Annotated in this window: 21 protein-coding genes and 1 pseudogene; 9 read left to right on the plus strand and 13 right to left on the minus strand. The window is 44.0% G+C overall.

All coding sequences use genetic code 11. The features are described 5' to 3' along the window. Positions 1-209: 209 nt before the first annotated feature. The 6 genes from BJP34_RS18405 to BJP34_RS43655 form a co-directional block, all read right to left on the minus strand. On the minus strand, positions 210-1,574 hold the full coding sequence (locus BJP34_RS18405; RefSeq protein WP_070393599.1) for a hypothetical protein: 1,365 nt from the start codon (positions 1,572-1,574) through the stop codon (positions 210-212). Further along, positions 1,571-2,500: an AAA family ATPase gene (locus BJP34_RS18410; RefSeq protein WP_070393600.1), complete on the minus strand. Its 930-nt coding sequence runs from the start codon at positions 2,498-2,500 to the stop codon at positions 1,571-1,573. The genes BJP34_RS18405 and BJP34_RS18410 overlap by 4 nt, the downstream gene beginning before the upstream one ends. Further along, on the minus strand, positions 2,488-3,852 hold the full coding sequence (locus tag BJP34_RS18415; protein ID WP_070393601.1) for a trypsin-like peptidase domain-containing protein: 1,365 nt from the start codon (positions 3,850-3,852) through the stop codon (positions 2,488-2,490). Before BJP34_RS18415 ends, BJP34_RS18410 begins: the two co-directional genes overlap by 13 nt. A 104-nt stretch (positions 3,853-3,956) precedes the next feature. Further along, positions 3,957-4,283 (minus strand): CU044_2847 family protein, encoded by a 327-nt coding sequence (locus BJP34_RS18420; protein ID WP_229423925.1) that lies wholly within the window; start codon positions 4,281-4,283, stop codon positions 3,957-3,959. 56 nt (positions 4,284-4,339) lie between these two features. After that, positions 4,340-4,651: a divalent-cation tolerance protein CutA gene (cutA, locus tag BJP34_RS18425; protein ID WP_070393602.1), complete on the minus strand. Its 312-nt coding sequence runs from the start codon at positions 4,649-4,651 to the stop codon at positions 4,340-4,342. A gap of 71 nt (positions 4,652-4,722) precedes the next feature. Further along, complete coding sequence (locus BJP34_RS43655; RefSeq protein ID WP_158517294.1) at positions 4,723-4,881, minus strand: hypothetical protein; 159 nt, start codon at positions 4,879-4,881, stop codon at positions 4,723-4,725. A gap of 160 nt (positions 4,882-5,041) precedes the next feature. Between BJP34_RS43655 and BJP34_RS18430 the strand changes: the two genes are divergently transcribed. Continuing rightward, positions 5,042-5,242 carry a hypothetical protein gene (locus tag BJP34_RS18430; RefSeq protein ID WP_070393603.1) on the plus strand — a complete coding sequence of 67 codons (201 nt, stop codon included), beginning with the start codon at positions 5,042-5,044 and terminating at the stop codon, positions 5,240-5,242. 95 nt (positions 5,243-5,337) lie between these two features. After that, positions 5,338-5,466, plus strand: coding sequence for a hypothetical protein (locus tag BJP34_RS49070; protein WP_267876306.1), 129 nt, complete (start codon positions 5,338-5,340; stop codon positions 5,464-5,466). A gap of 85 nt (positions 5,467-5,551) precedes the next feature. On the opposite strand, the gene BJP34_RS18435 is transcribed toward BJP34_RS49070, so the two are convergent. Beyond that, entirely contained in the window at positions 5,552-6,100 is a 549-nt protein-coding gene (locus BJP34_RS18435) for an NUDIX hydrolase (RefSeq protein WP_070393604.1), read from the minus strand. Positions 6,101-6,560: 460 nt separating this feature from the next. On the opposite strand from BJP34_RS18435, the gene BJP34_RS18440 reads away from it, so the two are divergent. From BJP34_RS18440 to BJP34_RS18450, 3 genes are all read left to right on the plus strand, one after another. Further along, entirely contained in the window at positions 6,561-7,676 is a 1,116-nt protein-coding gene (locus BJP34_RS18440; RefSeq protein ID WP_070393605.1) for a dipeptide epimerase, read from the plus strand. Beyond that, positions 7,660-8,760, plus strand: a complete 1,101-nt coding sequence (locus BJP34_RS18445; RefSeq protein WP_070393606.1) for a DUF1611 domain-containing protein — start codon at positions 7,660-7,662, stop codon at positions 8,758-8,760. The genes BJP34_RS18440 and BJP34_RS18445 overlap by 17 nt, the downstream gene beginning before the upstream one ends. Positions 8,761-9,010: 250 nt before the next feature. After that, the gene (locus BJP34_RS18450) at positions 9,011-9,517 is read left to right on the plus strand and encodes a DUF3172 domain-containing protein (RefSeq protein ID WP_070393607.1); all 507 of its coding nucleotides are present in this window, start codon (positions 9,011-9,013) and stop codon (positions 9,515-9,517) included. Between the two features lie 121 nt (positions 9,518-9,638). On the opposite strand, the gene BJP34_RS45675 is transcribed toward BJP34_RS18450, so the two are convergent. Next, positions 9,639-9,806, minus strand: coding sequence for a hypothetical protein (locus tag BJP34_RS45675; protein ID WP_168166515.1), 168 nt, complete (start codon positions 9,804-9,806; stop codon positions 9,639-9,641). Positions 9,807-9,868: 62 nt separating this feature from the next. Between BJP34_RS45675 and BJP34_RS18455 the strand changes: the two genes are divergently transcribed. Both BJP34_RS18455 and BJP34_RS45680 read left to right on the plus strand, forming a co-directional pair. Then, entirely contained in the window at positions 9,869-11,221 is a 1,353-nt protein-coding gene (locus tag BJP34_RS18455; RefSeq protein ID WP_070393608.1) for an RNA-guided endonuclease InsQ/TnpB family protein, read from the plus strand. A 6-nt stretch (positions 11,222-11,227) separates the two neighbouring features. Beyond that, positions 11,228-11,395 carry a hypothetical protein gene (locus BJP34_RS45680; RefSeq protein ID WP_168166474.1) on the plus strand — a complete coding sequence of 56 codons (168 nt, stop codon included), beginning with the start codon at positions 11,228-11,230 and terminating at the stop codon, positions 11,393-11,395. On the opposite strand, the gene BJP34_RS18460 is transcribed toward BJP34_RS45680, so the two are convergent. Further along, positions 11,392-13,440: a S8 family peptidase gene (locus BJP34_RS18460; protein WP_070393609.1), complete on the minus strand. Its 2,049-nt coding sequence runs from the start codon at positions 13,438-13,440 to the stop codon at positions 11,392-11,394. The genes BJP34_RS45680 and BJP34_RS18460 overlap by 4 nt on opposite strands. A 502-nt stretch (positions 13,441-13,942) precedes the next feature. On the opposite strand from BJP34_RS18460, the gene BJP34_RS43660 reads away from it, so the two are divergent. Beyond that, the gene (locus BJP34_RS43660; RefSeq protein ID WP_158517295.1) at positions 13,943-14,125 is read left to right on the plus strand and encodes a hypothetical protein; all 183 of its coding nucleotides are present in this window, start codon (positions 13,943-13,945) and stop codon (positions 14,123-14,125) included. Positions 14,126-14,203: 78 nt separating this feature from the next. Here the strand turns inward: BJP34_RS43660 and BJP34_RS18465 are convergent, their stop codons facing one another. Continuing rightward, positions 14,204-15,652: a SagB family peptide dehydrogenase gene (locus BJP34_RS18465; protein WP_070393610.1), complete on the minus strand. Its 1,449-nt coding sequence runs from the start codon at positions 15,650-15,652 to the stop codon at positions 14,204-14,206. Between the two features lie 231 nt (positions 15,653-15,883). On the opposite strand from BJP34_RS18465, the gene BJP34_RS18470 reads away from it, so the two are divergent. After that, positions 15,884-16,447, plus strand: a complete 564-nt coding sequence (locus BJP34_RS18470; protein ID WP_070393611.1) for a 3'-5' exoribonuclease domain-containing protein — start codon at positions 15,884-15,886, stop codon at positions 16,445-16,447. Between the two features lie 62 nt (positions 16,448-16,509). Here the strand turns inward: BJP34_RS18470 and BJP34_RS18475 are convergent, their stop codons facing one another. The 3 genes and pseudogenes from BJP34_RS18475 to BJP34_RS18480 form a co-directional block, all read right to left on the minus strand. Further along, positions 16,510-17,487, minus strand: coding sequence for a hypothetical protein (locus BJP34_RS18475; protein ID WP_202971989.1), 978 nt, complete (start codon positions 17,485-17,487; stop codon positions 16,510-16,512). 33 nt (positions 17,488-17,520) lie between these two features. After that, positions 17,521-17,745, minus strand: a complete 225-nt coding sequence (locus BJP34_RS46555) for a hypothetical protein (RefSeq protein ID WP_202971990.1) — start codon at positions 17,743-17,745, stop codon at positions 17,521-17,523. 40 nt (positions 17,746-17,785) lie between these two features. Next, positions 17,786-19,048 (minus strand): annotated as a pseudogene (locus BJP34_RS18480) (IS4 family transposase). Positions 19,049-19,334 lie beyond the last annotated feature (286 nt).

Genomic DNA, 19,334 nt, shown 5'->3' on the forward strand with positions numbered 1-19,334 from the left:
GGGGGCTTTAATAAAACCAGATAATCGGGCATTCATTCCTTAATTCAGCAACGGCTTTATCATAGCTATAAGCTACACCGAATTGTTTCCCTATTCCCTATTCCCTATTCCCTGCTCCCTGCTCCCTGCTCCCTGCTCCCTGCTCCCTACTCCCTTTGCTAGCTAACCCAATTGAAAACTGCTCTATAATCAAAATACCTTCAGTTTACTCATCGAACCCGCAAAACATTTATTGCATTTTGTAAACCTTCGCGACTGAATTCAAACATTGGTACCAAGGCTCTAATCTCACCAGCGGTGGTGCCAGTCCAACGGTTGCACGGCATGGGATTAAGCCAAGCCATGGCACGCACCTGCTGTTTGAGTTGTCCTAGAAAGGCTTTGGTCAATTCAATGCGCTGAGGGTTAAGTCCACCACGAGCAGCACCACCATCGCTAAACATCAAAACTACAGTCCACTGCACAGGAAGCTGGGAGAGAATCATGGTCATGGATTCTGCTTCAAGCTGATCACGGTCGTGATAGAGGTAATCCACTGGACAATTGTGAAAATAGTAGATAGTGGTTTTACCCCAGCGTCCAGCTTGTAAGGCAGTTTCTGTTAGCCGATCGGATAGTCGATGAAACGGTATCATTGAGCCACCTTGGTCGATTAACAGTAATAGCTCTGTACGATTGACCCGAGGGGAGATAAAGACAGGCTCTAGCAATAGACCTTGCCGTCCAATCTGGTTAACGGTGGCTTCTATGTCTAGTTCTGTCCGAGGCCCTTCCCTGACCAGACCGCGCAAGTAACGCCAGCTTTGTTTCATTTGCCTACGGGTAACGGGACAGTATCCTGTAGTGATCAGAATGCGATCGCTAAACCCTGGCTTAGTCTTACGAGAACTCTGCCTTACTGTTTTCGCTATTTGTACTTCATCTATTTCATGAATGATTAGTACTGGCTTAAACAGTGTTTCTTGCGGGCGATTGCGAGATTTAATAATGTGCCAAAATACCCAGAGAGTCAATAACGAGCCTCCACCTATAGTTAGGATAACTGGCCAACTACTATTGTTTTTATTATTCGTATTGTTTTGAACATTATTGATAGCTATTCCATTGGGGTTAGTTGGGGGTGTTACTGGATTTGTTTCTTTTGGTTGAATTACTTCTTGTTTCTCTGGCTGAGGGTTTATTAGAGGAATTATATTTGATATAATAATTCCAATTCCAATAATAACTACTCCTGCTCCTACTCCTATAAACCAATAACTAAGTCTTGGTAAATAGTTATTTTCCTGTGAATCACCTTCATCTGTTGTATTAAAATCATCTAAATTATCTAAAGCTATACTAGTTGGAATAAATTCTTTAATAAATTTGTCAAAGTACTTATCAAAAATATGCTTTTCTTCTTGCGACTTCACCCACAACGTACAGCACAAACGCGCTAACGCTTCCCGGTCTGGAATCCCAAAACCAGCCTGCAATGCCCGCAATAAGGCTTCATACTCACCGATTCCTAAGGGTAAGCCAGCGTCTTGCAGTTTTTCAAACAACTCAATTAGGGGTAAGTCATTGACCCTCATAGCCTTTTTGGGTTTAGATAGCGCATATGGTCATTGACGCTTTTCAGCAATACACCAGGATAGGGGAGTTTTCCATCCAATTGTGCCAAAATTTCATCGGTGGGATGGCGGCGCAGTACCTTGAACCAATCAATTAATTCGCTAGTACTAACCTTTTTACCAGTATTCCCTTTATGCTTTTCCATTTGCTGACGCAATTCCTGAAAGCGACTTACAGCCTTCTTCACTAGCATCTCCGGTGATTTCGGAAAATGAGCATTAAGAATGTCACTTAACTGGTGATAAGGAAACTCAACATAATGAAATAAACAGCGGCGTAAGAAAGCATCGGGTAAATCCTTCTCGTCATTGCTGGTAATAAAAACAATTGGGGCTTGGTTGGCTATTACTTCCTCACCGGTTTCATCTACAGTAAATTGGCGTTGATCAAGTTCCATTAATAAGTCGTTAGGAAAATCAATATCCGCCTTATCAATTTCATCAATTAACACCATTGTCAGGGTTTCACTCCGAAACGCATTGCCTAACGGGCCCCAACGTACATAGGTCTCGGGATTACTAATACGGGGGATATCCTCTGGTTTAATCATGCCGGTTGCCGCTAACTGAGCATCCCGCAAACGAGCCACAGTATCATAGATGTAAAGACCATCCTTTGCCCGAGTAGTAGATTTGACACCCCAGACTCTCAAAGGCAAGTTGAGCTCATAAGCCACAGCATGAGCCAAGCGGGTTTTCCCACATCCCGGTTCCCCTTTCAGTAACAAAGGGCGTTCCAGGTAGATCGCTAAATTGACTGCTTCAATTAATTCTGGACTAGGTAAATAAGGATACAACAATTGTCCCTTGCTGTCTCGTTCTCCAGGCTGCGGTTGTAGTGCTGGATTACCTGTATATTCAGGTTTTGGGTTGTTCAGAGTCTCCACCGTTGCTTTACGTCATTAAACCAATCAACGCCACAGCGATCGCAAATTTCTGCCAGTACATACTCTGGAATGCCATTATCGCTGTTTTCTAGAACGACTTTAACAGTTTCATCGACCTCATGGGTAAATTCGATCGGTAATTCCTCAGATTCTCGCATCATCCAGTCAATCAATTCATCTTCATCAAATTGATTAATCTTGGGAGATTTGACTGGCATTTGGGGTTGAGTACGGTCTATTTTATCAGAAAATATAGCATCCAAATTCCCCACAGTGCCTTCGTAGTCTACTAAAAACATCAATAATTTGAACCGACTGGCACTAGGGGTAACCTGGCGAGCGTTAGTTGCCAAAGGTGTCCAGAACTCACGAATCAGTTGATCTAAATAGGCTTCTGGCATCACATGTACATCATGGAAGACCAGTAGCACATTCTGGGTTTGCCAGTAGCGATAAACTCGTTCAGTAATAGCATTAACTGACACTCCCTTTCCCCACAAACCAACCTGATTACCCAGTTCACGCCAAAGGGTTTTGATATCAGTTCTGCGGGCTTTTCTCGCTAAATTAACTTTGATAACTTTGCCAGTAATAGTATTAGGAAGATGTTTTTCTACTAAGCGATTCAATAACCAACGTTGTCCGTAGTCTGGATAGCCATGAATTAAAAAAGCCGCGACAGACTGTGTTCGGATTAACCTAAAAAATAAGCGTTCCTGCTCCTCGTAACCAAGCTTTACTAATACCTTATAAAGCTGATCACCATCTAAAACCCGCCAAATTCCATCAAGAGCACCAATGGATATGGCTAAACCAGTTTTACCATCCCCTTGTCGATGGCTAACTACTCCCAAAAGCTCACCACTAGCTTCATCCACCACCGGCGAACCACTATAACCACGCTGTAGCCCATAGTCATCAACAATGTGCAAATCCCAACTTTGAATTCTTTCCCCTGATTGTTTCGACCATCCCACTTGCTCCCCTAGGGTACCGTGCAGTGGTCGGATTAAATGGTCTTTAGCAAATAATTGAAAGCCAGCAGTTAGGAAAGAGTTACCCTTCTCACCAAATCCTTCTTGTCGGTGTAATTCTGGCTTATTCCAAAGTCCATCTACTCTCAACACTGCCAAATCCAATCCATGATCTTCCCCAGAAGCAATCACCGTGCCAGGTATGCCATCAGCTTTGACATTCTCTGGCCCACCAACCTCTTTCACCACATGAGCACAAGTCAACAAGAAAGCGGTGCCACTAACCTGGCGAATCACAAAACCAGTGCCAAAACCAGTGATTTTAGGGTCACAACTGGTAATTAAAACCACCGACTCCTGTAGTTCTTCTGGGGTCATTCTTTAGCAAAGGGAACAGGGAATAGGGAACAGGGAGTAGGGAATAGGGAGTAGGGTATCAAAAATTATCACAATTCCTATAGGAATTGCTATTAATTAATCAATTAATCTTTGGGTTTTAGTACCAGTTTCACTTTCAGGTTAGCATTTGCCGCTGACCTAGTAATATATAAATTCCCTTCTCCTTCAAAACTAAACCCCAATTCTACCTCAGCCTTCTCAATATCCATCTCCTTATTCAGCTCTTTCCAAGTCTGAGCAATGGGCTTGCACGTCTTAACCAACAGCGGTCGAATCTTATCGAAAGTAGCACTAACTTTATCAGCAAAACCACCAGCGATAGGTTCGACTTGATTCCCTGGTACTTCTACTTCTACCAACGTGCCATCTTCTAATTCAATCAGTTTAGTCGCCATTACAATTTTATCCATTAATTTTAGATAGGTTAAGCTATCAGCTATCACCTTTCATTATAATTATAATAACATCAACCTTTAAGAGTAACCTCTTTATTAAGCCATTCCATAAAACCAGAGTTGACTGATTCAGTAGAAAGTTCTGCAATCAAATTGGTATAAGTAATGTGTTTAGCAATTACTTGTTCAATATCTTCTCGATAGCCAGACTGGGTTTTGATAATCAGCAGCGTTTCTGGTTCTTCTACAATTTTACCTTCCCAAGAGTAAGCACAAGTAATCGGAAACCAGTTAGTACAAACAGCTAGCTTTTGTTCCAGTAATGCTTTACTAATTTTACTGGCTTCTTCTGTAGTGTTGAGGGTGACGTAATAAAGTTTCATCTTTATCAATCAAAGAGATAATAACACTATAGCGTTTTTCTATTAGTTTTCAATGTGGTGATGTACAAAGTTTATGGTTTTAGGGAACAGGGAACAGGGAACAGCACAAAAATTATGTGTACCTCATTAGGGTAACAACCGCTATATCTCGGTTGTAAAGTCATCGATTGCCGATTCCCGACTCCCGACTCCCGACTCCCGACTCCCGACTCCCGACTCCCGACTCCCAAACAAATTTGTTACAAAAGTTTTCAAAATATGTTATAATAAAAGATTATTTTGTGTTATTATAAAAATGTGGTCGTTAAACGTCCACGGGAAGAGCCAGCCCACAGATTTTCTCGGGTCTCCGGCTGGCTCTTGGTCCCCATCTAAGGAGATACACCAATTATGTCCTATTCTGAACGCCTTCATCCGTGGGTGATAGTTCGGTTATTGCCCAAAATGCAACGAGTGATTGTGGCTCGGTTCCGCAACCGATCGGATGCGGAAGGTCACTTGTGGGCTCTGAAACGACTGATGCCCGAAGCGAAATTTATTATTATTTTTGATTTAGGAAAGCCGATGGAACAAGACTCTGAAGAATCTTAGGGTTGCTTGTAATTCGTGATTCGATAGGGCTGCACCCAAGGGAATAGGGAGTAGGGGTTGGGAAATGAAACGGGCAAGATGCCCGCTCCGGCAACATGCCCGTTCCACCAACATGCCCCTTCCACCAACATGCCCGTTCCACCTACCGGGTCAAAGTAAAACTACTCTTCCCGATTCCCGATTCCCGATTCCCGATTCCCAATTCCCTAAGTGCAGCGCTATAACAAAAATTATCACAATTCCTACACGGATTGCTATATTTTGAGCTAACAGCTGACGGCTGACAGCTGACAGCTGACAGCTTAGAATTTACGACAAAAACTTCAAGCCTAAAAACAAAGCAGCAATTGTTCCAGAAACACAAATTTCTCCTTGTTCAATTTTTTTCATAACCTCGTCTACAGGTACCAAAACAATTTCAACCTCTTCCGTAATATCTAGATTTTGGATACCCGATGGTTGAGCTTTCTCCGCCATAATTAAATGAATTGTATTGGTATCTTTTACCGGATTATCATATAAGGTTGCTAAGGAAACCATCTGCTCGGAAACATAACCAGTCTCTTCTTCTAATTCCCTAGCAGCTGCGCTCATACTATCTTCTACCGTTGAGTTGAAACCACCCCCAGGGAGTTCCAATAAAATTTTTCCCACTCCATGGCGATATTGACGAACAAAAACAACTTTGCGATCGCAAGTAATTGCCAATATCAGCACAATATCCGGTCTAACATTAATGAAGTAGTCATCAACAATTTCACCACTGGGTAATTCCACTTCATCTTGCCTGACTCGACACCATTTATTGTCAAAAACCAACTTTGATTTAAGGGTTTTCCATGGCTTGATTGAAATCATTGAATTACTGAATAATCACCAAACTATAAGTTAAAATATGAAGGTTGTTCGCGTAGCGTGGCCTTTTGGCCGAGGTTACAGGTTGAAGGTTACAGGTTGAAGGTTATAGGTTGGGTTATAGGTTGTAGCTTATAGGTTACACCTTATAGGGGGCAGATGATCGGGCAAACCTATTCCTCACGATCGTCCTAGTAGAGTATAACCTTGGCCAAAAGGCCACGCTACGCGAACATCCTACCCTACAAGGGACGCCTCAGGGAACCAAATAACCTACCATTCACCGAAAGCCAAGGGCGAACAACCAACTAACTTTCAACCTTAAAACCAACTAACCTTCAACCTTCAACCAACTAACCTTCAACCTTCAACCAACTAACCTTCAACCTTAAACCAACTAACCTCCAACCTTAAACCAACTAACCTCCAACCTTAAACTAAATAACCATATACTAAATAAACAATGCGTATTGGCGTTGAAACCTTCACGGTACATAAGCGTTTCCCTTTAACCATCAGTCGTGGCACCACCTCTGAAACTACCAATGTCTGGGTCAGGATAGAACAGGAGGGTATTGAAGCGTGGGGCGAAGGGTCTCCATTTTCCCTAGGAAAGGCAACTAGGCTGAGCAGTAGCTCGTCAGATCCAGGCACAGAGGGTTTCCTGCCCCCCACCCCCCATAAGCAAACCACTGAGATTCTCCTGGAAGCCCTAGAGGTGGTTATCCCGATGCTGGAGGCATTTAGTCCTTGGGAACACCAACAAATTGAACGGGTGTTGGAGGAGGTACAGGTGCCATCAGCGGCTTGGGCCTCCATTGATTTGGCAATACATGACTGGCTAGGGAAGCGGGTGGGATTGCCCCTCTGGCGGCTGTGGGGATTGAACCGCCGCCGAATTGTGCCAATTTCCGCTACGGTAGGCATTAGTGACCCACAAAAGGCCAGGCAACGGGTGCAGGACTGGATTCCCATGACTGGTGCTCATGTACTGAAAATTAAATTAGGTTCCCCGGAGGGGATTGCTGCAGATCAACAGATGCTGCTGGCCATCCGAGATGAGGCACCAGAAGCCGAGTTGAGTGTAGATGCCAATGGGGGTTGGAGTTTGGAGGAAGGGGTAGAGATGTGTAACTGGCTGGCGAGTCAGGGGGTGAGGCATGTGGAACAACCCCTCGCTCCTGGAAAAGAGGTTGATTTACCCGAGTTGTATAAGCAATCCCCTTTACCAATTTTTGTGGATGAAAGTTGCAAGACTTGCCAAGATATTCCGCCGTTGGCAAACTGTGTCCATGGTATTAACATCAAACTAATGAAATCCGGTGGTTTAACTGAGGCAATACGGATGGTGCATACCGCAAAAGCTTGTGGGTTGCAGGTGATGTTTGGTTGCTATTCTGACAGTACTCTGGCCAATACAGCAGCTTCTCATCTCTCACCAGTGGCAGATTATCTAGATTTAGACAGTCACTTAAACCTAATAGATGACCCCTTCACAGGGGCAACCCTACAAAATGGGCATTTGATACCGAATAATTTACCAGGACTGGGGGTGAAACGCCGTGAATTTAACCACTAATCGGCGTATTGCGATTCTACTCCATGAAGGGATTTTTGGTTCCAAAGGCAAAACAGGAATGACTCTGTTACGGTACTGCCCAACTGAGATTGTGGTGGTGATTGACCAGCAGTGTGCTGGGAAATCTTTGTCTAAATTAACTGGAATTCAGGTTAATGTTCCGATTGTAGATTCCGTGTCTGCTGCCCTAGCTTATCAACCGGATATCCTAGCCATTGGTATTGCGCCATCTGGGGGAGCATTACCAGAGCCTTGGAGGCAGGAGGTGAAAGTGGGGGTAGAAGCAGGGTTATCGATTATCAATGGTTTGCATACTCCCATGGCATCTGACCCAGAGTTACAGGAATTACTGCAAGACGGTCAGGTAATTTGGGATATTCGTCGGGAACCGAAGGGATTAGGAATAGCAAGTGCTCAAGCGCGATCGCTACCTTGTCGGCGCATCTTGACAGTAGGTACCGATATGGCTGTGGGCAAAATGTCAGCAGCTCTGGAGTTATATTTGTGCGCCCAACGTCAGGGTATACCATCGAAGTTTCTAGCCACTGGTCAAGCTGGAATTATGATTTCTGGGGATGGCATTCCCTTGGATGGGATTCGGGTAGACTTTGCGGCTGGTGCTGTGGAACAAATGGTACTGCGCTATGGTAATGACCACGAGTTATTGATCGTAGAAGGGCAGGGTTCCCTATTGCATCCTGGTTCCACAGCTACCCTACCCCTAATTCGAGGAACTCAGCCCACGGGATTACTATTGGTGCATCGAGCCGGACAGCAGTCTGTTCGTAATCATGACCATGTGCCGATTCCCCCATTACCCAAAGTGATTGAGCTTTACGAAACCGTTGCTAGTGCTGGTGGGGCATTTGGTCAGGTTAAAGTGATTGCGATCGCACTTAATACTGGCCACTTGGATGATCAAGCTGCCCGGTCGGCCATTGAACAGGTACAAACAGAGACTGGCCTACCTTGTACCGATGCCGTGCGATTTGGAGCAGATGTATTGTTGAAAGCAGCAATGGGTGATCGGGAGTCGGGAGTCGGGAGTCGGGAGTCGGGAGTCGGGAGTCGGGAGTCGGGGTAAGACAACAATTTACTTTCCCTATAAAGTGAATGTTTCCCATCTCCCCATCTCCCCATCTCCCCAGCTCCCCAGCTCCCCATCTCCCCAGCTCCCCAGCTCCCCATCTCCCCACCTTCCCATCTCCCCAGCTCCCGATCTCCGGATTAATCTTGGCGTACCTGGCATACTGAAAGAAGGGGGCAAGTAGCAACTACTCCCAGGAAATCTTGACCCAGAAAATTCTACACGTTAATTACGTTAATTCAATCCAATGAAACGTGAATCCAACAGTTCTAATGGGATACCTGAAATTAATTACACAACCTTAGCGATTCTTGGTGGGGTTTTTGTCTTGGGACTTGGGGTTGGTATTGCTTTTAGCTCTGGTGCAACTCTCAACCCAGAAAACGTTGCCTCCCGTGAAGTAATTGACCGCAGCGCACCAAACCCAGAGCTTTGTATTCAGTATGGTGCCAGTGCGATGGTGACGGATATGCAAGTTTTCGTGACTCTCAATCCCTTTAATGTGTATGTAACCCAGCCCAAGATGCGACCTGGGTGTGTTTTACGTCGGAATAACTGGTCAATTCTAGAACAGAGGAGGCTGATCTCATCGGAACAGGTCCGGGAATGCAAAAACAGGATGAATACTTTTGGTTTCACTGGTGTGCTTGAAGGTACACCAGAAATTCGCTGTATCTATCAAAACGATGCCACCGGTAACTTATTCCTTAATCAAGGCGGTGCTAGCGGACCACGAGAAACCGATCAATTTTAAACTTTGTACTGGTGTAAGATCTCAGCTTAGCATTAGTATTTTTATCGAATAAGGGAGTTTGAGGGAAAAAGAATACCCCACTCCTCTTAGGATGGGGATGAATTTTTCCCTCAAGCAATACCTATGGCAATAAGCCAGTTTTTCCCAAGGCTTCCAAATACTCCGATAGAGTCAAGCCAGCCTTACTTGCCATGTTTTTCAAGCCATTCCAAGCAGCTTCCGTAGTCCTAACAGTGCGTGCTTTTTTAGCCTCTCCATGTATTGGAGGTCGTCCAGTTTTTTTGGTCATGCTATTGACATCAGTATTTCTAAAAGCTATAATCAATATAGCACGGATAAAAAGGTCGAATCATGCAGCTTGGATACACCAACAAACTCAAACCTAGCCGACAACAAGAAGCCACGATGTCTAACTGGCTAGATATGTTGCGCTCACAGTACAACTACCTACTTAGAGACAGAATCGATTCTTATGATCAAGCGAAAGCCCCTAGACTGGGTAACTACTGCGATCTAAAAAGTAAGGGAGAGGTGTGTCCATTAACTTGTTCTGTTAGTAAGTCGCATTCAATTGGCTATCCCTGGAAAAACCACAAAAATAATCCTAGAAGAAACGCTTATGAAGCTCAAAGTTCGAATCTTCCCATACTAAAGAAAGAGAGACCTTGGTACAAAGCTATCAATTCAACTGTCTTGCAACAGACATTGAGACAACTAGATGTAGCTTTCTCTAAGTTTTTCAAAGGAGAAACGGGATATCCTAAGCCTAAAAGAAGATCTAGATTCAGAAGCTTCAAATATTCTCCTGGGCAGGTCAAGTTAGATGGCGACCGGATTTACTTGCCTGGTATTGGCTGGATGGGTTTTCATAATTCCCGTCCTATCCCCGAAGGGTTTGTTTTAAAATCTGTCACTGTCCGACGCAAGGCTCGTGGATGGTTCGTGAGTCTCCAAATTGAAGATAAAACGGTACCAACTCCACCAGTAAAGACTAAAGAGGAAATTTCCCCTGATCGAGTCAAAGGGTGTGACTTAGGTATAAAGAAGCTTGTTAGCATTTCTGATGGTGAGATAGTATCAAACCAGGCTCAAGGGTTGCCATTTAAGCGTAGAGAAAGGCGTCTAAAAATAAGGCAAAGATCTGCTAGTAAGAAAAAGAAAGGTTCTAAAAACAGAAGAAAAGCCTACTCTAGAGTTGCATCTCTTTACGATCGTATAACCGATAAACGAAATGCCTATCACTGGGAAACAGCAAAAAAGATAGTAAATGAAGCTGATGCTCTTGTCTTTGAAGACTTAAATGTCAAAGGGATGAAGGCTCGCTGCAAGCCTAAACCCAATAACAATGGTGAATATGACCGCAACGGTCAATCAGCCAAAAAAGGACTGAATCGTGCAATATCTAATGCCGCTTGGGGTGAACTGGTTAAAAAAATCGAAGTTGTGGCTGCAAAGTCAGGCATTCCAGTTGTAAAAATAAATCCCAAGCACACATCTCAGAGGTGCCCAAAATGTCACCACACGAGTAAAGAAAACAGAAAAAAAGAAAAGTTTGTATGCACCAATTGTGGTCACTACGACGACGCAGATATCAATGGTGCAGTAAACATAAAAATTCGGGGTCTTGAAAAACTGGGGATTAACCCTATCCAGCTACCTCCGGTGCGGGGGAAAGTTACGCCCATGGAGAGAACAGCCACTTAGTTGGTTGTGCCTGGGAATCCCCATCCTCTTAGGTTGGGGAGGTTCAACATACCGTTTGCGTCAATTCTTATCCCCTGCTCCCTGCTCCCTGCTCCCTGTTCCCTATTCCCTATTCCCTCCACTATAGATAAGGAAATCAAAAAATTTCCTTATCTCAATTTCATATCTCCTTAATAAGGAGAAGACCAAGAGCGAACTTCGCCTAAAGTCACAGGAATTAAATCACTAACATCAATGGTAAACCGGAAGACTTTCTTAGCTCGACGGTTGTTTTCTGGGTCAAAGAATTTCAACTGCACATCCCAACAATCACTATCCATCCGACAGAAAGGACTGCGCTGAACTACAATACTATCTAATTCCATTCCCGCTGCTACTGCTTCAGAGAACGTTTGAGCTGCTTGGAAAGCGTTTGTTGCCGCAAAATTCAGCGCCCGGTCTTGAGAGGTTTGTCCTAAGTTACGGAGATCATAGTAAACCCGGTTGAGGAAACTGCTGAGGCTTTTCCGCATTTGATTATCATCTGCCTCTGCCTGTTGACCCCGCACCGCTTCCAAAGCAGAAGAAACCAGGGTATTGACCTTCCAACCGTAGATGCCACGAGGACTTACCGGTTCAACCACTGGAACAACTTGCCCAGAGAACAGTTTTACCGTTCTTCCTGTTAACCGTCCAGGGATACTGACCCGTTCAATGTATTCCTCAGAATCTTCTGCTTGTACTTCCCCAGAGAGCAATTCCTGAAATGCAGCATAGACATCTCTGGCAAAGGACCCCGAAGGTTCGAGGGCGTAAATCGGAGTCAATTCCATATTCAGCGTCCAAATTAAGGACTTGGCTTCCGACAGATTTGCCTCCAGATAGTCCACCATCTGACGGGCATCATAGGGATTTGCTGGCACCTGAGTCCCTTCAATCTCATAAGGTGGCATCAACTGTTTGAAGGAGTCGCGCCGTGCTTCGCTGCCAAAGTCGTAACCGAGGGTTCCGATCACATAAATTATATCGCCACCACTGGCTTGAACGGGCTGGCTGGGGGTAATCGCATTTGCAGTAGTGTTGGACATTGCAGAGATCTGGTGATTTGATGTGGATACAGAGGTCGCGGTGACCGGGGCTTGTGTAGAGTGAGGTTCAGAAGCAATAACAGCAACCTCAGTCGGTTGGGCAGGGGCTACCGCTGTCTCAGTTGAGGAGGCCGCAACGGCAGGTTTAGCTTCTGTGGGAGTAACGGCTGAAGTTACCTCAGCATTTAGTGCCACTTGGGGGCTGGTTTCTAGTGTTCCGTCACAGCCACAGCCCGATGCTTCAACGGTTGAGAGTTCTTCGGATTCAGACATGGTTTCTCCTGTTAAATCAGTAAACGCCCCAGCAATATTAACCTCACCCACCAAACAACGAGGACGCTGATCGTTTTCCGGTAGGTTACAGGGTAGGGCTGTTTTTAGCAAAGCAGTACGAACTTTTTGGGGGTCAGGTTCTTCACCCCGTTGCCGTTGCAGACTCAGCAAAAGTGCCGCAACTCCACTGACAATGGGGGTGGCAAAGCTGGTGCCACTGAGTCTGACTGTACCACCTCCGGGTTTAGCTCCCAGAATATTCTCTCCCGGAGCCAGAATCCCTTGGTTTTGATAGGTTTGACCCCAATTACTCAGTTCTAGGGGTTGTCCCTGGCCATCCGTGGCTCCCACTGCTAGGACAGCCGGAAGGGCAGCGGGAACGTGTAAACACTCACACCCGTCATTGCCCGCAGCCGCCACAATTAATACATTATTGTCTCGACACAGACGGACAGCCTGTTGGAGCCAGTCTTCTGCTTCGCCATAGTCAGTCAGTTGTCCGCCGCTGATATTGATAATATGCGCTCCGGCATTAACGGCCTGTTCAATGGCACGAGACAAATCCAGTTGGGAGAGGCGGCGACCTTCATCGGCGAACACAGGTATGACTAACCCCTGGCAGTTTGGGGCAATCCCCTGCACGGGAGAACCATGCTGACCCAAAATCAGACTGGCAACATGAGTCCCATGGCTCGACATCCTCCCACTCGGGTGTGCCTCTCCCTGAACTAACGTTGGCAACCGCTTTAGCCTAGCCCCATCAAAACAAGGATGAGCCTGGTCAACAACCCCATCTAGAACTGCAACAACAACTTGGGAGTCCCCTTTTGTTTTTTCCCAAAGTCCCTGTATTCCTGGGATTTTAGCAATTTCAGACATTGAATCCCAAACTAATTTTGGATTGTTAAGCCATTCGTTAACATACTATGTCCAGTGGTATAGAAAACTGATATAGCCACAAAACTTAATATTTAGGCACTTGCCTGTAAAAAAAATATCAATTAGATTAGGATGGGCAAAGTTATATATAGCAACTTTTAGCGACCTTTGAGGACAAATCTTATGCTTTTAAGGCAAAAGGCAAGCTATCAGCTATCAGCTATCAGCTATCAGCATATGCTTAGATGGGCAAATCCCCAAACTTTCAATTCCGTCAAATCTCGATTAAATTATCCTGTTCGATGTTTATTTTAAGCATTAGGCATTATAGCTGACCGCTGACTGCTGACCGCTGACTGCTGAATGTTAACGGCAAAAGGCAATATTCAAGAGGGGTTTAAAGAAATCAGCCTCAAATAAAGCTTTACCTCATAACTGCGATAAACGCTATCATCTGGAATAATCAAAAAACCAAACTGTTTTTGAGCACCCTCAAAGCTTCTTGATCACCTCTTATCTCTTGCCTCTTGCCTCTTGCCTTTTGCCTTTACCAAATCAAGATGACCTCTTATCTCTTGCCTCTTGCCTCTTGCCTCTTGCCTCTTGCCTTTTGCCTTTTGCCTTTACCAAATTAAATCGAAATACTATAGTCCAGGGCTATAGTAGGGTGGGCAAAGTTCTATAATCTAGAATACTCAAAAAAACCAAAGTGTTTTTGCCCACCCTACAAGCTATTTCCAACGGCCCAGGGCTATAGTTTTTATTAAGGTTTAACTGGAACAGAAGCTAACATAAATTCCCCGACAGAAGACTCTTCATAGTAGTCAATTCCAGTGGCTTTTTGAAATAGATCAGAATTACCTGCTCCAATTCCGCAGGGAGCTAAATTCATACTGGTGGCAACCAGATAGAAGGTTTGATACATGACTCCAACGTGTTTCAAAATTGCTGCATAGGCCATGGATTGATATTTCCAAAACATTCGTCCGAAGCGGGCGGTAATAACAAATACAACCTGGGGCTGATCATGTTGAGCGCTGGCAAACCAGACATCCTGAACTAATGCTTCCGTTTCTGCGGTCCATGCTGAGACTTGACACAACACATGGTCTAAGGGGTGATAGTTATATAATCCCTGTTCTAATCCTTGGCAAGCGTTAACCACGGGATAAATTTCTAATTCATAAATCGCACCTCCACCGGGATAGGGACGGTTACTGACCTCTCCCCGTTCTGTATCGAAGAGTTTTTTCACCCTGGCGCAACGGTAGAGAAACTGTCCTAATTGTTCAAGGGTGATCGGGGTTTCGTCATATCGCCGGATCGAACGGCGAGTTTCTAATGCCTGACTCAAGGGCATATCGGTTTGATTGAGTTCCTCTAAGTTTGGTTTTGCCAAGGGAATCACCACATCGCTCATCAATGGCTTCACCCCAGGCAAGGGGTCAATTTTACCGACATAGGGAAATATGCCACCCAAGGGATTATTATGTCTACCGAGGCGACTGCGGGAATGGAACAGTAAATCGTGAAATTCCCAAAACACTAAAGGTGGAGTTGCTTCTTCGCTCTCAACCTCTTCATCTTCTTCAACAGGACTGGCAAAGGATGCAGACAACATCTGAGCCGCAAACAGTAAACTGATAAACTGTTGGGCAATCTCTTCTGTAATTCCAGGAATTTCCTGACTTAAGCTGGCAGCGGTTTGGGGTTGAGATAACTGACTCACTAAGGCAGGACCCAGCCAGTCTGAAAATTTAATCTTACTTTTGGTAAGGGGAGACTCTAATACCATTTCCCCTTCGACTTGATGGAGATAGGCGAAGCGAGAGAGGGTAAATGCGATCGCATCCCAATCAATCTCAGGACAATCGAAGTAATAATCCCCTACCATGGGAATAGCGATCGCAAGGGGAGAAAGCTCAGGAGATGAGGGGGGGATAGCGTGACAGATCCAGCCCAGTTCGATCAGACGATTCAGGTAAGCATCGAACTTTTCCCGGACTTGTGTGCCATCGGTTTCTAGGACTAAGGTTTGAAGTTGCCCGGGGGTGTGGGTTCCCTGTTTCAGAGCATCTAGAGCAATTTTTAATCCCGGTTCCGGTTGATGAAATGTTAGCTTGCGGCTTGAAGATTGGAGCAGAATATTGCCGTCAACAGGGGTGAGGGTGATTTCAGGTTTGAGGGAAACAGTTAAGGATGAGAAAGTCATTATTCCAGTCAGAAGTCAACAGTAGGCTGCATTTAACATTAACCCAAGGTGACAGCAGATAACGAGAAGAATTGTTGCGGGTTAGCAACACCCCATAAGTTTTATAAGTTTTCAAGATTCAACAGTTCTGATTCAATCCTTAGTATGCATTACTACCAATATTTTTTCCTAAATTTTCTTAGATGTTAAGGTCATAACAATATCCTGTTAATATTTGATATAGGCAAACCAATGACAATCGAAATCTACGTCAGCACGGATATTGAAACCGATGGTCCTATCCCTGGACCTCACTCCATGCTCAGCATTGGCTCGGCAGCTTTCAGGGCAGACAAAGAATTAATCGCTACCTTTACCGCTAACCTAGAACCCTTGCCGGGGGCACAAGGTCATCCCAACACCATGAGATGGTGGTCAGAAAACCCTGAAGCTTGGGAAGCCTCACGAGTCAACCCCAAGCCCCCGGCACAAGTGATGCAGGCATATCACGCTTGGCTACAAGCATTACCGGGTAAACCGGTCTTTGTGGCCTATCCAGCCACCTTCGATTTTATGTTTGTCTATTGGTATTTGATCAACTTTGTGGGGGATAGTCCCTATAAGCATTCGGCACTAGATATCCGCTCCTATGCCATGGCATTCCTAAAACGAAACTATAGCGAGTCAGGGAAGAAAAACCTACCGCCTGAGTGGTTAGAGGACATTCCCTTGACCCATGTTGCTCTTGATGATGCCATTCAACAAGGTAAGTTATTTTGCAATCTCTTACAAAACAACTTACAGCGTGAACATTGATTTAGCTGGCTTGGTAGGTCAAGGGATAGGGGCAGCGACGGTGAGTATAGTGAGGGTCAGGATCAAGTATTGAGACCCTCAATATAAGCCTTAATTGCAGGTAGTGCTGTCATCTTTTCGTAGAAGAAATTGTTGACAATATTCATAATTTCTGATTGGATTACTTTGACCTGGGGACCGAGGGGAACCCCCTCCTCTTGACGACTGATACAGCGGGATAAACGTAGGAGAGGACGAACGATCTCCAACTCCTCTTCCCCTTCCAAAACCTTGATAACTGCCAGAATCAATTCATCAGTCTGATCGAGAATATGGTCGATATCAAAAGAAGCATTTTGTTCGGTAGCTTCTTGAACAGTTCCTACTAAAGCGTGGACTTGATAAAGTAATGCCGCAGGTTCATCAAAAAGTTCCCGGAGGAAGGCAGCTTCTTCATACTGCCCATTCAGCCGGAATATATTATACAAGCGTTTGGCAGCTTTGCCATAGTTGAGATGATCTTCCTTAACATATTTTTTAACTTGGTCTTGCAATGCCGTGACGTAATCATCCATCACATCGCTGGAAACCTGCTTCACCAGTTTGTTAAAGATGGGGGCAGATTCGGCATCCAGGTAAACCTCTTGGAAATAAGCGTCCAGATAGCCATCTAAGGGAGTGATTGTACCATCCGGAGCTTCCCAGGTGACATCCAACATGTTGCTAGCATTGGCTAATTGACCGCGCACTGGATCAGAAATTACCCAGTCGAGCTTACACCAACCGGGATCGTCCGCTACAGAATCCCAGGTGATCATGACAGGATTCCCTTCAGAGTCACTGGCTTCGATCTTTTCAGCCACAACTTCGTCACGGGACCAGGCGATCGGTGAACCTTTGCTACAGGGGCGTTCGTTGCAGATAACGTCTTGAGGATAGCTACCAAATTTCAGTTCAATGAATTGAAAATTGTCACCCGACAGGCTATTGATTGCTTTCTCACGCATAATTCGGGCAAGAATCTGGCAAGCTTCAGCCTTGGTGGGGGCAATGATATTCACTCGCTCGAAGTAATCACAGTCTCCAGGGTGAGTTTAAACCTTGGATTGAGCTGCTGAACCAGAGAGGGCTAAAGCAGTTTCTACAACACCAGGAACATCGTCAAATTCGACAATTTTACCAATGGTGCGAAAACGCTCCAGGTCTTTCGGGTCAAAATCCAACATGCTGACTTTGTGACCGAAAACCCCTGTCTTTTCATCGACAACAATATCGCTGCCCTCTGTGGTTTCGGTAATGGAATTCATCCATCGTTCCAATTCTTGTTCATTGAGTTGAACCCCTAATCGCTTGGCGGATTCAATGACACGGTTCCGTGCATCTGCGGTTTGATCTGGTGTTGTACTCCTGGGGGGGCGACATGAGAGCTAAAAAGTAGACTGTATAAGCTTCATAGCTCTCATACCTCGTAAATAATTATCGAGCTTATGACGACTTAAACGCATTAACTTATCAACTAATTCCCAACATTGCGACCTAATATTAATCCATTTTTGAGCATACATTCCAATATAAAAATTACTATGTCTTTTAGTTGATCGCCCATATTCTTTGACTCTAGCTACATAGTTCTGAACTCCTTTTTTATTAATTATTTCTCCCTGAATAGTTGCAATCAAGTAAGCAAAAGAGATTATAATAACTAAAGATATAAAGCGTTCGCCGACAACATTACTGCCTTCCATGTCTTGATGCAGTCGCTCATGGGGGAAACCCCCAAGACCGCGCTGCATCGCTATTATATCCACCACTTTTATAATCTCGGAACATCTCTTCAATATCAAAACGTTTTTTATAAGCGGATATTGCTTCAGATACTTCGCTCATATTTGTTAGAATAAACCAACCTTCTTTTGTTACTGAATTTCGATAACTTTTCTTCCATTTACAGGCAATACTAAATCCTGATACTTGTTTAGTTTTGGTGACTTTAACCTTTTCAAAAAATAACGAAATTCCTGGTTTCAATCCCGAGTTTTTCAAGGAAATCCACCCCTGATTTTTGAGCTCAATTTGCTCGTTTTCTCTAAGTCTTAAACAAAACTTAAAACCTTGTTTATCTAGCCACTCAGCCAATTTAACTGAACAAAATTCCCGGTCACCCAAAATGACAACATCATAGCCATTAAATAGCCCTATAATAGTTGATATTATTTGTTGTTGCTCTGAAAAATTACTTGAACCAAGTTTTGAAATAAGTTCAAAATAAATTGGGATTGCTCGATTTTTATAAATTAGACTAATCATCAATAAATTTTTGTCCTTCCAATTAGTTCTATCGATAGCTAAATAGATTATTTTCTCTTTAGGAAATGTTTGATTTATCCATTCTTGAATAATTGGAAACCACAAATATTTGACATCAAATACTGGCAAAGACAAAAATCTCTGTAGTTTTTTACGTCGTGAGTGAAATTGAATGGGTAAAGGGAGTGACTCTGCGATTTTTTCAAGTTTTATATTTTTGGTGTCTTGTATAATTATTATGATAAGGTAAAAAAACAATAATTGAGATTCACAAAGTAGATTTTTTAGATGTTTTTGATATAATTTTGGTAGCATTTTAAATTGATAGGTCGTATTGACAAGTTATGACCTATCTTTTTTTACCATAATTTGCTCAATTTAAGATATATCAAGGGTTACAGGGCGCTTGTCGCCCCCCCAGGTTGTACTCATGTGGTATCTCCTGAATATATGTAATTGATAATTAATGATCAAAAAGGTTAAAAAAACCTAAAACTTTCTAGTCTTGCCAAAGAGCTTGGGTGTTGATTCCACTAGGCTCGAAATGCATTACAATAAGTTAAAAGCAGTGTCAAATGTTAATTTTTTGCTGATTTTTCAG

This window comes from Moorena producens PAL-8-15-08-1, from assembly GCF_001767235.1.
Lineage (GTDB): Bacteria > Cyanobacteriota > Cyanobacteriia > Cyanobacteriales > Coleofasciculaceae > Moorena > Moorena producens_A.

Excerpts from the sequence above, each read along its gene's own strand:
- BJP34_RS49070 (WP_267876306.1), top strand. The coding sequence starts at position 5,338 with ATGCCCGTTCCACCAACATGCCCCTTCCACCAACATGCCCGTTCCACC.
- BJP34_RS18455 (WP_070393608.1), top strand. The coding sequence starts at position 9,869 with ATGCAGCTTGGATACACCAACAAACTCAAACCTAGCCGACAACAAGAA.
- BJP34_RS45675 (WP_168166515.1), bottom strand. The coding sequence starts at position 9,806 with ATGACCAAAAAAACTGGACGACCTCCAATACATGGAGAGGCTAAAAAA.
- BJP34_RS18405 (WP_070393599.1), bottom strand. The coding sequence starts at position 1,574 with ATGAGGGTCAATGACTTACCCCTAATTGAGTTGTTTGAAAAACTGCAA.
- BJP34_RS18460 (WP_070393609.1), bottom strand. The coding sequence starts at position 13,440 with ATGTCTGAAATTGCTAAAATCCCAGGAATACAGGGACTTTGGGAAAAA.
- BJP34_RS18440 (WP_070393605.1), top strand. The coding sequence starts at position 6,561 with ATGCGTATTGGCGTTGAAACCTTCACGGTACATAAGCGTTTCCCTTTA.
- BJP34_RS18470 (WP_070393611.1), top strand. The coding sequence starts at position 15,884 with ATGACAATCGAAATCTACGTCAGCACGGATATTGAAACCGATGGTCCT.
- BJP34_RS18435 (WP_070393604.1), bottom strand. The coding sequence starts at position 6,100 with ATGATTTCAATCAAGCCATGGAAAACCCTTAAATCAAAGTTGGTTTTT.
- BJP34_RS18430 (WP_070393603.1), top strand. The coding sequence starts at position 5,042 with ATGTCCTATTCTGAACGCCTTCATCCGTGGGTGATAGTTCGGTTATTG.
- BJP34_RS18415 (WP_070393601.1), bottom strand. The coding sequence starts at position 3,852 with ATGACCCCAGAAGAACTACAGGAGTCGGTGGTTTTAATTACCAGTTGT.
- BJP34_RS18450 (WP_070393607.1), top strand. The coding sequence starts at position 9,011 with ATGAAACGTGAATCCAACAGTTCTAATGGGATACCTGAAATTAATTAC.
- BJP34_RS18420 (WP_229423925.1), bottom strand. The coding sequence starts at position 4,283 with ATGGATAAAATTGTAATGGCGACTAAACTGATTGAATTAGAAGATGGC.
- cutA (WP_070393602.1), bottom strand. The coding sequence starts at position 4,651 with ATGAAACTTTATTACGTCACCCTCAACACTACAGAAGAAGCCAGTAAA.
- BJP34_RS18465 (WP_070393610.1), bottom strand. The coding sequence starts at position 15,652 with ATGACTTTCTCATCCTTAACTGTTTCCCTCAAACCTGAAATCACCCTC.